Source organism: Mesorhizobium sp. M4A.F.Ca.ET.090.04.2.1 (genome assembly GCF_003999085.1).
GTDB lineage: Bacteria > Pseudomonadota > Alphaproteobacteria > Rhizobiales > Rhizobiaceae > Mesorhizobium.
Genome location: NZ_RZOT01000065.1, coordinates 1 through 15741 on the forward strand (window position 1 = coordinate 1; position 15741 = coordinate 15741).

Genomic DNA, 15741 nt, shown 5'->3' on the forward strand with positions numbered 1-15741 from the left:
GGACGACTGGGCTTAACGTCTCTTCCTGCGGTCGTTCTTCAGGGTGTCGGCGCGTGTCGCGGAGGACCCCACCCCCGGCCTGCGGCCGGACCCTCCCCTCAAGGGGGAGGGGGACGACGCCGTGGCCCGGCTGATAATACCCTGCCTTCGGCACTCTAACCGGCTCGGCCACCGCCGTGTCTGACCCAGCCAGCCGCGCCAGCCTCTTCACCAGCGCTGTCATATTGGCCGGGCCGCCTTCGCGGAAATAGCCGAGCAGGGCGTCCAGTTCGGCGCGTGGCAGGGTCGAGCCCTCGATCAGCCGGAGGTCCTCGTCGTGGCTTTCGCCGGGCAGCAGCGCCAGCTTGATGCCGCGTTCGCGCGCGACCGCGGCGAGCTGGTCGCAGCCGTAGCGCCACCAGTCATAGCCGCCGAGGATGCGGACCAGGATGACCTTGGCATGGCGGGCGACGCTGTCGATCCAGAGGTCGACCGACATCGGATGGCGGAGATCGCGCAACGCGGCGAGCCGCATTGAGGGCAATCGTTCCGCGTCGGCCTTCCATGCAGCCGCGAGCCCCGAGAGATCGCTGTCGGTGAAGGACAGCGCCACGACATCCGCAGGCGTCTGCCTGAGATCGACAGGCTCGGCGAGATCGTCGAGCGAGGCGGATGTGGTGGTGAGGATGTGCATGGCGGTTCGGGTTTGCCTCAGCCGGCGAGGATACGCTCGATCGCCGGGCGGTTCAGCCCCTTCAGGCCGATGACGACGAGGCGCGAGCGACGGTCGTCTTCGGCGGTCCAGGCGCGGTCGTAGTAGTGGTTGACGCGCGGCCCGACGGCCTGCAGCAAAAGCCGCATCGGCTTGCCGCCGACCTCGACGAAACCTTTTACGCGCAGCACGTTTTCCTCTTCGGCGGCGGCGGCGACGCGTTTTGCGAGCTCGTCCGGATTGGCGATCGATGGAATGTCGACAATGAAAGTGTCGAAGTCGTCATGTTCGTGGTCGAATGCGCCGTCATGATGGGATTTGCGATTCTCGATGTCGTCCTCGACGGCAAGACCAAGCCCCAGCAGCAGGGAAGGATCGACCTTGCCGTGCGACGTCGGCACGATCTTCACGGCGCGGGCGGAGTGTTCGTTGATGATGGCGTTGGCGCGGGCCGAACCGGCGGCGTCCATCAGGTCGCTCTTCGACAGGATGATCAGGTCGGCGCAGGCGACCTGATCTTCGAACACTTCCTCGACCGGATCGTCGTGGTCGAGCGTCTCGTCTTGCGCGCGCTGCGCCTGCAGGGCGTCCATGTCGTTGGCGACGCGGCCTTCGGCCAGTGCCGGGCCATCGACCACGGCGATGACGCCATCGACGGTCACGCGGCTCTTCACGCTCGGCCACTGGAAGGCCTGGACCAGCGGCTTGGGCAGAGCGAGGCCGGAGGTTTCAATCAGGATGTGGTCGACCTTCGGCGTCAGCGACAGGATCTGGTCGAGCGCCGGCACGAAATCGTCGGCGACGGTGCAGCAGATGCAGCCATTGGCCAGTTCGACGATGTTCTCCTCCGGACAGGTGTCAATGCCGCAGCCCTTCAGGATCTCGCCGTCAATGCCGATATCGCCAAACTCGTTCACAATGATCGCAATACGCTTGCCGCCGGCGTTTTCCAGGAGGTGGCGGACCAGTGTCGTCTTGCCGGCGCCGAGGAAGCCGGTGACGACGGTGCAGGGAACACGTGAGACGGAAGCGGTCATGGTCAGTCCTTCAGCAGATCGAGGGGAGGGATGCGGGCAACAAGGCCGCGCTTCAGGGAATCGGGCCGGCCGCGCCACGGGATGAGGCCGTCGGTCGAGGTGGCGAAGAGCTTGGCGCAGGTGACGAGGTCGGTGCCACGGGTCGCATCCAGATCGCCGAAGACGTAGCTCCAGCAGCCATCGCGCAGAAGTGCCGCGCTCAGTCGGCGCTTACAATTGCCGAGGCATTCGACGGTGCGGATGTTGATCTTTTCGCCGGAAGCCGCCCGGCGCGTGTCCTCGGCGAGCAGCGCGCCGGCGCGCGGATGGGCATCGGAACCGGTCTCGTCGCGGCAGGACGAGCAGACGATGACGGTCACGCCGGCCGGACCATCGTCGTCGCCGGACGGTAAGTCCGCTCTATCAGCCGGAAAACTGCTGTCGCGCTCCAAATCAGGCTCCTTGCCCGGAAACCCGCCGGGCGATCGGATTCTTTTCTCGCAGACGGCAGGTCTCCTGGCTCGCGGGTCATCGCCTTGGTTAGCCGCCTTCCCGGGGAACATCCCAGTGGCTTTCGGCCTTGGCTCTTCGCTTACAGTTGCGGGGACAGCCGCGGATTTGGGCATTTTTCCCGCACCGCATTCCCTCTTGGCTCCTCCTTTTGCCGGGAGGAGACCGTCTGGCCATGGATTTAGGCTTCTGCGGGCAGATGTGTCAACGCGCGGCTACGACATGGCTATGTCGGTCAGAGGCTGTCATGTGCCGCCAATCGGCAGGGCCAGGATAACTTGCCGGACTGCTTGATAACCATCGCCGTGGTCCCAGTCATGGCTGAGGGCTAGGTCCTGTCCTTCTTGCCAAACCTTATTATCCAGAAGGACCTCGGTGCAAATAAGCTCGCCTTTCAAGGCTGCAAAAAAGGTGCGTACAAAGTGACTGCCAGGGGAAACGGAAGCTATGAACAGCTTTTCCAGCTTGGCGTAGAACGTTGGATAACCCCGGTTCAGCGAATTAAGCTCGGTGGTGGCCTGGGAAATAACCGGTCCACCATAGATTTTCCAGCGAACATTTTTTTGCCAGATCTTCCAACAGGGACTGCTTTGCTGCCAAACCTCTACTTCGGCCTGCATGTTGTCGCAGACATGATCAGCCAGTCCCTCGATCGCCACGTGGAAAACGCCACGAAGAAATTTTTCAAACGCCTGATTTAATTCTTGTTCTCGCGTGTCACCGAAGCCAGCAAAGGATTCAATGACCGGCTGAACATCAAGCAGTGGGGAAAAAATGTAGATTTCGAGGACCAGCCGGCCAGCTTCCGCCTCGAATACCTCAGCCTCAAACCGAAGTTGCCTCGACTGTAGCAGAACGTCCTGATCTCTACGCACTGCATCGATCCCATGCGCAATCAATGCGCCATGGATCATGTCGAGCACTTTGTCCGATGCCATTGCACAACCTACGAGGTTTGTTGGAGCGTGTATGACAGAGGCTGCAGGGGTTGGCTATCTTATCTCGCCAGCCAGCGCCGGCCCCAAATCGCCGGCCGGCGTCACTTCGATGCGCTCAAGCCCAAGCCAGCCCTGCATCTGCTTCAATTCCTCGAAGAGTTCACCGGCCGTTTCGGGCGGAGCGTCGGCCTCGGCATAGGCGGCATGGACGCGCAGCACGCTGGCCGGGCGATCGGCCCGCAGATCGACGCGGGCGACGATCCGGTCGCCGAGCAGGAAGGGCAGCACATAATAGCCGTACTGGCGTTTTTCGGCCGGCGTGTAGATCTCGATGCGGTAGCGGAAGTCGAATAGCTTTTCCGTCCGCGTGCGCTCGAAGACCACCGGATCGAAGGGAGCGAGCAGGGCGCGGGCCTTTATTCGGCGCGGAAAGCGGGCGTCCTTGTGGAGATAGGCGGGCCTGTCCCAGCCCTCGACGCGCACCGGCAGCAGCTCGCCCGCCTCGACCAGTTCCTCGATCCGGTCCTTGGTGTCGCCGGGCGCCAGGCGAAAATAGTCGCGCAGGTCGCCATAGGTGGCGATGCCATGGGCGCGGGCGGAAATGCGCAGCAGCTCGCGATGCGCTTCCTCGACCGAGGGAACCGGCAGGTCGAGGACCGCCTGCGGCAACACGCGCTCCGGCAGGTCGTAGTAACGTTCGAAGCCGCGCCGGTAGGCGGTGGTGATGCGGCCGGCCCAGAACAGCCATTCGAAGGCGTGCTTGGCCTCGCTCCAGCCCCACCAGCCGCCATTGCCCTTGTGGCCCTCGATGTCGGAGGCGGCGATCGGCCCGCGTTCGGCGACTTGCCCGTAGATCTCCTCGATCATCGCCTTGCGCTCGCGGCCCCATTTGGCGAGGCCGAGATACATTTCCTCACCCCGCTCGGCGCGCAGCATGCGCCAGCGCAGCAGCGGCCAGGTCTCGACCGGCAGGAAGGAGGCCTCGTGCGCCCAGTATTCAAACACCTTGCGTTTGCGCGTTACGGCGGCATTGTCGAGCAGCGCCAGCGGGTAGGGGCCGAGGCGCGAATAGAGCGGCATATAGTGGGCGCGGACCACCGCGCTTACGGAATCGATCTGGAGCAGGCCGGTCCGGGAGAGAACGCGGGCGAGGTGGCGGCGATCAGGCGTGCCGGCCGGTTGCGGGTCGGTGAAACCCTGCGCGCCGAGCGCGATGCGCCTGGCCATGGTGAGAGATATCTTTTCCTTCATCCGGAAGCCTTGTCCTGATCCTTTGGCCCGCATTTGCGGTTCCTGATTCCGGCCATGCTAGCAGGCAAATGGCGGGAGATATGTCAGGAGAGAAAAGTGGAGTAAAAAATGAAGGAAATCAAACAGGAGCGGATCGGACCAGTTTCATTCGATAAGGCGTCGAGCGTCGCGTTTTGAACAAGGTTTGACTTGCTTCGCCGAAAGCGCTGCGCTAACCCTCGCCGCGTTGCAGCATAGGCCCTTAAAACGGTTCAGCGGTGAATCTGTCACGCTTCCGCAATAGGATCGCTTGCTGTAATCAACGTGGATTGACCGCCAACGGAAAGCCGCAGCATGAACGCACTTTTGAGTTCGTATCTGCCCATCGTCCTGTTTATCGGCGTGGCGCTTGTCGTCGGCTTGGCGCTGCTCGTGGCGCCGTTCCTGGTGGCCTACCGCAGCCCCGATCCGGAAAAGCTTTCCGCTTATGAATGCGGCTTCAACTCGTTCGACGACGCCCGAATGAAGTTCGACATCCGCTTCTACCTGGTGTCGATCCTGTTCATCATCTTCGATCTGGAAGTGGCCTTCCTGTTCCCGTGGGCGGTGTCCTTCTCGAAGATCGGCATGCTCGGGTTCTGGTCGATGATGGTGTTTCTGGCGGTGCTGACCATCGGCTTTGCCTATGAATGGAAAAAAGGAGCGCTGGAATGGGATTGAACGACAGTTCAGGCACCCTCGTCGCGCCGAAGCCCAAGGGCATCATCGATCCCAACACCGGCCGGCCGGTGGGGCAGGATGACCCGTTCTTCCTCGAGATCAACAACGAGCTGGCCGACAAGGGCTTCCTCGTCACCTCCACTGAGGCGCTGATCACCTGGGCGCGCAGCGGCTCGCTGATGTTCATGACCTTCGGCCTCGCCTGCTGCGCGGTGGAGATGATCCACACCTCGATGCCGCGCTATGACTCGGAGAGGTTCGGCGTCGCGCCGCGCGCGTCCCCGCGCCAGTCCGACATCATGATCGTCGCCGGCACGCTGACCAACAAGATGGCGCCGGCGCTGCGCAAGGTCTACGACCAGATGCCGGAGCCGCGCTACGTCATCTCCATGGGCTCCTGCGCCAATGGCGGCGGCTACTACCACTATTCCTATTCGGTGGTGCGCGGCTGCGACCGTGTCGTGCCCGTCGACATCTATGTGCCCGGCTGCCCGCCGAGCGCGGAAGCGCTGCTTTACGGCATTCTTCTGCTGCAGAAGAAGATCCGCCGCACCGGCACGATCGAGCGGTGAACCAATGAGCCAGAAGCTGAATGAACTCTCGACCTATCTGGGCGAGAAGATGACCGACCGGATTGGCGAAGCGGTGCTGGCCTATGGCGAACTCACCGTCTCCGTGGAGCCGATCAACCTGATCGAGGTGGCGACCTTCCTGCGCGATGATCAGCGCTGCCAGTTCATCTCGATCATCGACGTCTGCGGCGCTGACTATCCGTCGCGAGCCAAGCGCTTCGATGTCGTCTATCACCTGCTGTCGCCGAAGCAGAATGTGCGCATCCGCCTCAAGGTCCAGGCCGACGAGGAGACGCTGGTTCCCTCGCTCACCGCCGTCTATCCTGGCGCCGACTGGTTCGAGCGCGAGACCTACGACCTCTATGGCGTGCTGTTTTCGGGCCATCCCGACCTGCGGCGCATCCTCACCGACTACGGTTTCGAAGGCCATCCGCTTCGCAAGGATTTCCCGCTCACAGGCTTCGTCGAGGTGCGTTACGACGACGAAGCCAAGCGCGTCATCTACGAGCCGGTCGAGCTCAAGCAGGAATTCCGCAATTTCGATTTCCTCTCCCCATGGGAAGGCACGGATTACGTGCTGCCGGGGGATGAAAAAGCCAAGCAGTGAGTAGGGAAGTAGTGAGTAGTCAGTAGGGAAGGAATTGGAAAAGCGGATCGAATCTTATCGCGACCTGATGGTGTGGCAATCGGCGATGGTTCTCGCCGAAGATTGTTACCGTGTCACCAAAGGTTTCCCGAAAGACGAGATTTATGGAATGACCTCTCAGATGCGTCGCTCGGCGGTATCTATCGCCGCCAACATCGCCGAGGGATATGGTCGCGAAAACAGAGGGTCGTTCGTTCAATTCCTGCGCATGGCGCAGGGTTCGTTGAAGGAACTCGAAACACACGTATTGCTGGCATGTCGTTTCGGCATGCTGGAAAAGCCAACGAGATTGAGCTGCTGCTGCGATGCGAAGAGATTGGGAAAATGATGCGATACTTATCGGACGGTGCAGGCAAAACAGGCGAATAAGTAGGCATTGAGATTGATGATCACTACTCACTACTCACTACTGACTCTTCGCCAGAGGCGCCAGAATGGCTGAAACCTCCGTCCGCAACTTCAACATCAATTTCGGACCGCAACATCCTGCGGCGCATGGCGTTTTGCGCCTGGTGCTGGAGCTGGACGGCGAGGTGGTCGACCGCGTCGATCCGCATATCGGGCTGCTGCATCGCGGCACCGAGAAGCTGATCGAGGCCAAGACCTATCTGCAGGCGGTACCCTATCTCGACCGGCTCGACTATTGCGCGCCGATGAACCAGGAGCACGCCTTCGCGCTCGCCGCCGAGCGGCTGCTCGGCATCGAGGTGCCGAAGCGCGGCCAGCTGATCCGGGTGCTCTATTCCGAGATGGGCCGCATCATGTCGCACATCCTCAATGTGACGACGCAGGCGATGGACGTCGGCGCGCTGACGCCGCCGCTGTGGGGCTTCGTCGAACGCGAAAAGCTGATGGTGTTTTACGAGCGCGCCTCGGGTTCGCGCATGCACGCGGCCTATTTCCGCCCCGGCGGCGTGCACCAGGACCTGCCGCAGAAGCTGGTCGAGGACATCGGCAAGTGGATCGATCCGTTCCTGAAGTCGATCGACGACCTCGATGCGCTGCTCACGCCAAACCGCATCTTCAAGCAGCGCAATGTCGATATCGGCACGGTGTCGCTGGCCGATGCCTGGGCCTGGGGCTTCTCCGGCGTGATGGTGCGCGGCTCGGGCGCTGCCTGGGACCTGCGCAAGTCGCAGCCCTATGAATGCTATTCCGAGATGGATTTCGACATCCCGATCGGCAAGAACGGCGACTGCTACGACCGCTATCTCGTGCGCATGGAAGAGATGCGCCAGTCGGCGAAGATCATGCGCCAGTGCGTCGACCTGCTGCTCGGCAAGGAAAGCAGCGGCCCGGTGTCCAACCTCGACGGCAAGGTGGTGCCGCCGAAGCGCCAGGCGATGAAGCGCTCGATGGAAGCGCTGATCCACCACTTCAAGCTCTACACCGAGGGCTACCGCGTACCTGCCGGCGAGGTCTATGCCGCCGTCGAGGCGCCGAAGGGCGAGTTCGGCGTCTATCTGGTCTCCGACGGCACCAACAAGCCCTACCGCTGCAAGCTGCGCGCGCCCGGCTTCGCGCATCTGCAGGCCATGGATTTCCTGTGCCGCGGCCACATGCTGGCCGACGTCACCGCCGTGCTGGGTTCGCTCGATATCGTGTTTGGTGAGGTCGATCGCTAAATGTCAGTCCGCCGTCTCGCAGATGCCAGCGTCCAGCCAGCTTCCTTCGCCTTCAACAGGGCGAATACGGCCGCGGCCAAGCAGTGGATCAAGAAATATCCGAAGGGCCGCGAGCAGTCGGCGATCATCCCGCTGTTGATGCTGGCGCAGGAGCAGGAAGGCTGGGTCACCAAGGCGGCGATTGAGACGATCTCCGACATGCTCGGCATGCCGCGCATCCGCGGGCTCGAGGTCGCGACCTTCTACACGCAGTACCAGCTCAACCCGGTCGGAACGCGCGCGCATATCCAGGTCTGCGGCACCACGCCCTGCATGCTGCGCGGCTCGGAAGGACTGATGGATGTCTGCCGCTCGAAGATCCACCACGACCAGTTCCACACCAACGACAAGGGCACGCTGTCGTGGGAGGAGGTCGAATGCCTCGGCGCCTGCGTCAACGCGCCGATGGTGATGATCTTCAAGGATACGTTCGAGGACCTGACGCCGGAGCGGCTGGCCGAGATCATCGACCTCTACGAAGGTGGCAAGGGCGCCTCGGTGACGCCTGGCCCGCAGAATGGCCGCACCGGCTCGGAGCCAGCCACCGGCCTGACGACGCTGAAGAGCGAGAAGGCGATCCTGAAGTCGACACGCGAGAAGGAAGCCAAGGCGGCGGCGAAGGCGGCCAAGGCCGCTCCCGACGCCATTATCGCAACGGAGGTGCCGGCGCCGGCTGCCCCCGTGGGCCCGTCGAAGGCCGGCAAGCCGAAGACCGATGCGCCCGAGACCAGCCCGGCGCTGAACACGCCTTCGCCGGTCAAGGTCGCGCTGGCCGTGGAAAAGGCGGCGAGCGTGTCGGCCCCGCGGCATTCGGCCGCCAATGCCAACAAGGCTTCGCCGGAAGTCGAGGGTGTCTCGAAGCAGCGCAGTGGTCCGAGGGCCAAGGCCGAGCCGGCTTCCGCCTTCAAGGCGCCGGAAGCCAAGCAGCCAGCCGTCAAGCAGGCAAAGCCTTCACTCGACGACAAGAACAGGCCCGCTGGCATAGAACGGCCCGTTGCGGTCGACGACCTCAAGCTGATCTCCGGCGTCGGTCCGAAGATCGAGGGCACGCTGCATTCGCTGGGCATCTACACCTTCGCGCAGGTCGCGTCGTGGAAGAAGGCCGAGCGCGACTGGGTGGACGCCTATCTCTCCTTCCATGGCCGCATCGAGCGCGACGACTGGGTCAAGCAGGCCAAGGCGCTCGCCAAGGGCGGGGTGGCCGAATATATCCGCGTCTTCGGCAAGAAGCCGGTCTGAGGGACGAACAATGCTTCAGGACAAAGACCGCATCTTCACCAACATATACGGCCTCTTCGACAAGTCGCTCAACGGAGCGATGGCGCGCGGCGCCTGGGACAACACGCCAGGCATCATCGCCAAGGGGCGCGACTGGATCGTCAACGAGATGAAGGCGTCGGGCCTGCGCGGACGCGGCGGCGCCGGCTTCCCGACCGGACTCAAGTGGTCGTTCATGCCCAAGCAGAGCGACGGCCGGCCGAGCTATCTGGTCATCAACGCCGACGAATCCGAGCCCGGCACCTGCAAGGACCGCGACATCCTGCGCAACGATCCGCACACGCTGGTCGAGGGCGCGCTGCTCGCTGGCTTCGCCATGGGCGCGATCGCCGCCTACATCTATGTGCGCGGCGAGTTCATCAGGGAGCGCGAAGCGCTGCAGCGGGCCATCGACGAGGCCTATGAGGCCAAGCTGATCGGCAAGAACAACACTTCCGGCTACGACTTCGACGTCTATATGCACCATGGCGCCGGTGCCTATATCTGCGGCGAGGAGACGGCTCTGCTCGAAAGCCTCGAAGGCAAGAAGGGCCAGCCGCGTCTGAAGCCGCCGTTCCCGGCCAATGTCGGCCTCTATGGCTGCCCGACGACGGTCAACAATGTCGAGTCGATCGCGGTCGCGCCAACCATCCTGCGCCGCGGCGCTGCCTGGTTCTCGTCCTTCGGCCGGCCGAACAATGTCGGCACCAAGCTGTTCTGCGTCTCCGGTCACGTCAACAACCCGTGCACCGTCGAAGAGGCGATGTCGATCCCGTTCCGCGAGCTGATCGACACGCATTGCGGCGGCATCCGCGGTGGCTGGGACAATCTTCTGGCGGTCATTCCGGGCGGCGCTTCGGTGCCGCTGGTGCCGGCCGAGCAGATCATCGACACGCCGATGGATTTCGACGCGTTGCGCGACTTGAAATCGGGCCTCGGCACGGCGGCTGTCATCGTCATGGACAAGTCGACCGATATCGTGAAGGCGATCGCCAGGCTTTCCTACTTCTACAAGCACGAAAGCTGCGGCCAGTGCACGCCGTGCCGCGAAGGCACCGGCTGGATGTGGCGGGTGATGGAGCGGCTGGTGCGCGGCGAGGCGCAGAAGCGCGAGATCGACATGCTGCTCGACGTCACCAAGCAGGTCGAGGGGCACACGATCTGCGCGCTGGGCGACGCGGCGGCATGGCCGATCCAGGGCCTGATGCGGCATTTCCGTGGCGAGGTGGAGCGCCGCATCGATGAGTTTTCGCGCAACGCGCACCGGGTGGAGCCGGTGATGGTGGCGGCGGAATAAGGTTGGAATTGCGGGCGAGAGCCCGGAACAGGAATAACGGGCGGGGCATACGAAGAAACGACCAGGAGCACTCGATGGCGCTGTATTCGATACCCTATGCACTGATGCCCGACATGGACCAGTTAGAGAAGATGAACCAGGATCTGACCAGGATGATGCCGAAGGAGATGGCCAGCGCCGTCAATCTCCTGGCGCATCCTGTCGCCGGTGTCGCCGCCATGTCGGCGATCAGCATCGGGCTGGCCAATCATGCCCTCGGCGTGTGGCTGGGCGCGCTTTCGGGCGCCACCGAGGCCTCGCAGCGGCTGTTCCAGCCGATCGTCGATGATTTCGAGGCGCGGAGCGAAGAGCTGGAGCAAGCCCAGAAGACCTCGTCCAAGGCGCGCAAGGCGACAAAGACGCTGATCGCCGAGGCGCAGACCTTCGCCAGGGATGTGACCGACATTGCCCAGGCCTCCGTGGAAAAGGTGCAGGACACCACCGGCACTGACACTGTGGCAAGCAGTGCCGCGACCGGGCTGATGCCGGAGGATTTCAGGCAGCCCAAGGCCATGGACCGGCCGGCGGCGCCGGCCGACCTGAAGGCGATCTCAGGCATTGGCCCGAAGCTGGAGAAGGTCCTCAATGGCCTCGGCATCTGGACATATGGCCAGATCGCGGCCTGGACGGCGGAAGAGATCGCCTGGGTCGAGGACTATCTGTCGCTCGCCGGCCGCATCGGCCGCGACGACTGGACTGGCCAGGCAACGGCGCTGGCGGCCAAAGGTTGAAATTCAATGCCGGGCGCGGTTTTGGCCGCGCCCGGAAAGAGGATTGCGGGACGTCCGCAGAGGTTTGAGGCGAGATGGCAAAGCTCAAGGTCGACGGGAAAGAGATCACTGTACCCGACCACTACACGCTGCTGCAGGCAGCCGAGGATGCCGGCGCGGAAGTGCCGCGCTTCTGCTTCCATGAGCGGCTGTCGATCGCCGGCAACTGCCGCATGTGCCTGATCGAGGTGAAGGGCGGCCCGCCCAAGCCGCAGGCCTCCTGCGCCATGGGCGTGCGCGACCTGCGTCCGGGCCCGAACGGCGAGCCACCGGAAATCTTCACCAACACGCCGATGGTCAAGAAGGCCCGCGAAGGCGTGATGGAATTCCTGCTGATCAACCATCCGCTGGATTGCCCGATCTGCGACCAGGGCGGCGAATGCGACCTGCAGGACCAGGCGATGGCCTTCGGCGTCGATTCCTCGCGCTATCACGAGAACAAGCGCGCGGTGGAAGACAAGTATATCGGGCCGCTCGTGAAGACGGTGATGAACCGCTGCATCCACTGCACGCGCTGCGTCCGCTTCACCACCGAGGTCGCCGGCATTTCCGAACTCGGCCTGATCGGCCGCGGCGAGGATGCCGAGATCACCACCTATCTCGAACAGGCAATGACCTCGGAATTGCAGGGCAATGTCATCGATCTCTGCCCGGTCGGCGCGCTGACTTCCAAGCCCTTCGCGTTCCAGGCGCGGCCGTGGGAACTGACCAAGACGGAATCGATCGACGTCATGGACGCGGTCGGCTCGGCGATCCGCGTCGATTCCAGGGGGCGCGAGGTGATGCGCATCCTGCCGCGCGTCAACGAGGCGGTGAACGAGGAGTGGATCTCGGACAAGACCCGCTTCATCTGGGACGGGCTGCGCACGCAGCGCCTCGACCGCCCCTATGTGCGTAAGGATGGCAAGCTCGTCGCGGCAAGCTGGGCCGAAGCCTTCGCAGCGATCAAGGACGAAGTGGGCAAGACCACGCCCGAGCGGATCGGCGCCGTCGCCGGCGATCTCTCCGCCGTCGAGGAGATCTATGCGCTGAAGCTTCTGATGGCGGCGCTCGGCTCGAAGAATACCGACTGCCGCCAGGATGGCGCCGCGCTCGATCCGTCGCTCGGCCGCGCCAGCTACATCTTCAACCCGACCATCGAGGGCATCGAGCAGGCCGACGCGGTGCTGATCATCGGCGCCAACCCGCGCTTCGAGGCCTCGGTGCTCAATGCCCGCATCCGCAAGCGCTGGCGCATCGGCAACCTGCCGATCGGCGTTATCGGCGAGATCGGTGACACGCGCTACGACTATGAGCAGATCGGCGCCGGTCCGGAATCGCTGAAGGACCTGGCCGACGGCAACGGCAAGTTCTTCCAGGTGCTGAAAAAGGCGACGCACCCGCTGATCATCGTCGGCCAGGGCGCGCTGGCGCGCGCCGACGGTGCCGCCGTGCTCGGCCAGGCGGCCAAGCTCGCCGCGGCGGTCAATGCCGCCCGTGCCGACTGGAACGGTTTTGCCGTGCTCCATAATGCTGCCGGTCGCGTCGGCGGTCTCGACCTCGGCTTTGTGCCGGGCGAGGGCGGCAAGGGCGTCGCGGGCATGCTCGGCGAGACAGATCTTCTGTTCCTGCTCGGCGCCGACGAGATCGACATGGCCAAGACCGGCGGCGCATTCGTCGTCTATATCGGCACGCATGGCGACGCCGGCGCGCACCGTGCCAACGTCATCCTGCCGGCCGCCGCCTACACCGAAAAGTCCGGCACCTACGTCAACACGGAAGGCCGCGTGCAGCATACCAATCGCGCCGGTTTCGCGCCCGGCGATGCACGCGAGGACTGGGCGATCCTCAGGGCATTGTCTGATGTGCTCGGCAAGAAGCTGCCTTTCGACTCGCTGCCGCAACTGCGCGCCAAGCTCTATGGCGAATATCCGCATCTTGCCCGCATCGACCAGGTTCTGGCCGGCAGCGCCGATGACGTCGCCAGGGCGGCGAAGCTCGGTGGCCGGCTGAACAAGGGCACCTTCACCTCGCCGGTGAAGGACTTCTACCTGACCAACCCGATCGCGCGGGCCTCTGCCGTGATGGCCGAATGCTCGGCGCTGGCCAAGAGCGGCTTCAAGCAGGCGGCGGAATAAGCATGGAAACCTTCTTCTCCTTCTACGTGCTGCCGGCGCTGATCATCCTGCTGAAGTCGGTCGTGCTGATCGTCGTGCTCTTGGTCTTCGTCGCCTACATTCTCTACGCCGACCGCAAGATCTGGGCGGCGGTGCAACTGCGCCGCGGACCGAACGTGGTTGGCCCCTGGGGCACGCTGCAGGCTTTCGCCGACCTGTTGAAGTTCGTCTTCAAGGAGCCGGTGATCCCGTCCGGCGCCAACAAGGGCGTCTTCCTGCTGGCGCCGCTGGTGTCGGCGGTGCTGGCGATCTCGGCCTGGGCGGTCATTCCGGTCAACCAGGGCTGGGCGATCGCCAACGTCAATGTCGGTATCCTCTATGTCTTCGCCATCTCCTCGCTCGAGGTCTATGGCGTGATCATGGGCGGCTGGGCGTCGAACTCGAAATATCCGTTCCTCGGCGCGCTGAGGTCGGCCGCGCAGATGGTGTCCTACGAAGTCTCGATCGGCTTCGTCATCGTCACCGTGCTCTTGTGCGTCGGCTCGCTCAACCTGTCCGACATCGTCATGTCGCAGCACGATGGGCTCGGCACCCGGCTCGGCCTGCCCAACACCTTCCTCGACTGGCACTGGCTGTCGCTGTTCCCGATGTTCGTCATTTTCTTCATCTCGGCGCTGGCCGAGACGAACCGCCCGCCTTTCGATCTGGTGGAGGCCGAATCGGAACTGGTCGCCGGCCACATGGTCGAATACTCGTCGACGCCGTTCTTGCTCTTCTTCCTTGGCGAGTATGTCGCCATCGTCCTGATGTGCGCGCTGGCGACCATCCTGTTCCTCGGCGGCTGGCTGCCGCCCTTCGACTTCGCGCCCTTCACCTGGGTGCCGGGGCTGATCTGGTTCGTGCTCAAGGTCTGCCTGGTGTTCTTCGGCATTTCCATGGTGAAGGCGTTCGTGCCGCGCTACCGCTATGACCAGCTGATGCGGCTAGGTTGGAAGGTCTTCCTGCCGATCTCGCTGTTCATGGTCATCGCCACCGCAGCCTTCCTCAAGCTCACGGGGTTTGCGTAATGTCCGCTCTTTCCCAAGCCGCAAAGGCGCTGCTGCTGAAGGATTTCGTCAGCGCCTTCTTCCTGTCGATGCGCCAGTTCTTCGCGCCGAAGGAGACGATCAACTATCCGCACGAGAAGGGGCCGATCAGCCCCCGCTTCCGCGGCGAGCATGCGCTGCGCCGCTACCCCAATGGCGAAGAGCGCTGCATCGCCTGCAAGCTGTGCGAGGCGATCTGCCCGGCGCAGGCGATCACCATCGAGGCCGGCCCGCGCCGCAACGACGGCACGCGCCGCACCGTGCGCTACGACATCGACATGGTGAAGTGCATCTATTGCGGCTTCTGCCAGGAGGCCTGCCCGGTCGACGCCATCGTCGAGGGGCCGAATTTCGAATTCGCGACCGAGACGCGCGAGGAGCTTTACTACAACAAGGAAAAGCTGCTCGCGAACGGCGATCGCTGGGAACGCGAACTGGCGCGCAACATCGCTCTGGACGCGCCCTACCGCTGACATTTGACGCATGGACGGGGCGAGGGGCCTCGTTTAAGGACAACGCGGCTTCGGCACCGGAGGCGGTACGAAGCCAGAAAGAGCGAACAGGACGAACGTCCTGTTCGGACAGGAACCCGGGGGATCCCCATGCTGAGTGGACTAGAGGCGGCTTTCTTCTACCTCTTCGCCTTTGTCGCGGTGGCGTCGGCCTTCATGGTCATTTCGTCGCGCAACCCTGTGCATTCGGTGCTGTTCCTGATCCTGACCTTCTTCAATGCCGCCGGCCTGTTCATGCTGACCGGCGCCGAGTTCCTGGCGATGATCCTGCTCGTCGTCTATGTCGGCGCCGTGATGGTGCTGTTCCTGTTCGTCGTCATGATGCTCGACGTCGACTTCGCCGAGATGAAGGAAGGCGCGCTGCAATACGCCCCGATCGGCGCGCTGGTCGGGCTGATCCTGGCGGCGGAACTGATTGTCGTGCTCGGCGGCTACACTTTCGCGCCGCAGCTGGCCTCGACAGTGGCCAAGCCCATCCCGGATCTCGCCCAGCGCACCAACACGGCCGCGCTCGGCGATATCCTCTACACGGACTACCTCTACTACTTCCAGATCGCCGGCCTCGTGCTGCTTGTCGCCATGATCGGCGCCATCGTGCTGACGCTGCGCCACAAGCCGGGCGTCAAGCGGCAGTCGATCGCAGCCCAGGTCGGCCGCACGCCGGCGACCGGCATGGAAATCCGCAAGGTCAAATCGGG

At 63.5% G+C, this 15741-nt stretch carries 16 protein-coding genes, 1 pseudogene and 1 riboswitch; of the genes and pseudogenes, 12 read left to right on the plus strand and 5 right to left on the minus strand.

Annotation, left to right across the window (positions count from 1 at the left end):
- The 5 genes and pseudogenes from EN781_RS07285 to EN781_RS07305 form a co-directional block, all read right to left on the minus strand.
- A pseudogene (locus tag EN781_RS07285) lies at window positions 1–673 on the minus strand (cobaltochelatase subunit CobN); the annotation flags it as partial.
- 17 nt (window positions 674–690) lie between these two features.
- A complete protein-coding gene (cobW, locus tag EN781_RS07290) occupies window positions 691–1728 on the minus strand; it encodes a cobalamin biosynthesis protein CobW (protein WP_126054013.1) in 1038 nt (345 codons plus the stop codon).
- A 2-nt stretch (window positions 1729–1730) separates the two neighbouring features.
- Entirely contained in the window at window positions 1731–2159 is a 429-nt protein-coding gene (locus tag EN781_RS07295) for a DUF1636 family protein (RefSeq protein WP_126054014.1), read from the minus strand.
- Window positions 2160–2195: 36 nt separating this feature from the next.
- A riboswitch (cobalamin riboswitch) is annotated at window positions 2196–2402 on the minus strand.
- 60 nt (window positions 2403–2462) lie between these two features.
- Window positions 2463–3155, minus strand: a complete 693-nt coding sequence (locus EN781_RS07300; protein ID WP_126054015.1) for a DUF6348 family protein — start codon at window positions 3153–3155, stop codon at window positions 2463–2465.
- 54 nt (window positions 3156–3209) lie between these two features.
- Entirely contained in the window at window positions 3210–4406 is a 1197-nt protein-coding gene (locus EN781_RS07305; protein ID WP_126054016.1) for a winged helix-turn-helix domain-containing protein, read from the minus strand.
- A 333-nt stretch (window positions 4407–4739) separates the two neighbouring features.
- Between EN781_RS07305 and EN781_RS07310 the strand changes: the two genes are divergently transcribed.
- The 12 genes from EN781_RS07310 to EN781_RS07365 all read left to right on the plus strand — a co-directional run.
- Window positions 4740–5105 carry an NADH-quinone oxidoreductase subunit A gene (locus EN781_RS07310; RefSeq protein WP_126054017.1) on the plus strand — a complete coding sequence of 122 codons (366 nt, stop codon included), beginning with the start codon at window positions 4740–4742 and terminating at the stop codon, window positions 5103–5105.
- Entirely contained in the window at window positions 5096–5677 is a 582-nt protein-coding gene (locus tag EN781_RS07315) for an NADH-quinone oxidoreductase subunit B (RefSeq protein ID WP_126054018.1), read from the plus strand. The genes EN781_RS07310 and EN781_RS07315 overlap by 10 nt, the downstream gene beginning before the upstream one ends.
- 4 nt (window positions 5678–5681) lie before the next feature.
- On the plus strand, window positions 5682–6284 hold the full coding sequence (locus tag EN781_RS07320) for an NADH-quinone oxidoreductase subunit C (RefSeq protein WP_126054019.1): 603 nt from the start codon (window positions 5682–5684) through the stop codon (window positions 6282–6284).
- Window positions 6285–6318: 34 nt separating this feature from the next.
- Complete coding sequence (locus tag EN781_RS07325) at window positions 6319–6651, plus strand: four helix bundle protein (RefSeq protein ID WP_126054020.1); 333 nt, start codon at window positions 6319–6321, stop codon at window positions 6649–6651.
- Between the two features lie 106 nt (window positions 6652–6757).
- Window positions 6758–7948, plus strand: a complete 1191-nt coding sequence (locus EN781_RS07330) for an NADH-quinone oxidoreductase subunit D (protein WP_126054021.1) — start codon at window positions 6758–6760, stop codon at window positions 7946–7948.
- Window positions 7949–9226: an NADH-quinone oxidoreductase subunit E gene (locus tag EN781_RS07335; RefSeq protein WP_126054022.1), complete on the plus strand. Its 1278-nt coding sequence runs from the start codon at window positions 7949–7951 to the stop codon at window positions 9224–9226.
- A gap of 10 nt (window positions 9227–9236) precedes the next feature.
- Entirely contained in the window at window positions 9237–10541 is a 1305-nt protein-coding gene (gene nuoF, locus EN781_RS07340; RefSeq protein WP_126054023.1) for an NADH-quinone oxidoreductase subunit NuoF, read from the plus strand.
- A 74-nt stretch (window positions 10542–10615) separates the two neighbouring features.
- Window positions 10616–11311 carry an NADH-ubiquinone dehydrogenase gene (locus tag EN781_RS07345; RefSeq protein WP_126054024.1) on the plus strand — a complete coding sequence of 232 codons (696 nt, stop codon included), beginning with the start codon at window positions 10616–10618 and terminating at the stop codon, window positions 11309–11311.
- A 74-nt stretch (window positions 11312–11385) separates the two neighbouring features.
- On the plus strand, window positions 11386–13467 hold the full coding sequence (gene nuoG / locus EN781_RS07350; RefSeq protein ID WP_126054025.1) for an NADH-quinone oxidoreductase subunit NuoG: 2082 nt from the start codon (window positions 11386–11388) through the stop codon (window positions 13465–13467).
- Window positions 13468–13469: 2 nt separating this feature from the next.
- Window positions 13470–14513, plus strand: a complete 1044-nt coding sequence (gene nuoH, locus EN781_RS07355) for an NADH-quinone oxidoreductase subunit NuoH (RefSeq protein ID WP_126054026.1) — start codon at window positions 13470–13472, stop codon at window positions 14511–14513.
- The gene (nuoI, locus tag EN781_RS07360) at window positions 14513–15004 is read left to right on the plus strand and encodes an NADH-quinone oxidoreductase subunit NuoI (protein WP_126054027.1); all 492 of its coding nucleotides are present in this window, start codon (window positions 14513–14515) and stop codon (window positions 15002–15004) included. The genes nuoH and nuoI overlap by 1 nt, the downstream gene beginning before the upstream one ends.
- A 129-nt stretch (window positions 15005–15133) precedes the next feature.
- On the plus strand, window positions 15134–15741 hold a 608-nt coding region (locus EN781_RS07365), incomplete at its 3' end, for an NADH-quinone oxidoreductase subunit J (RefSeq protein ID WP_127399885.1).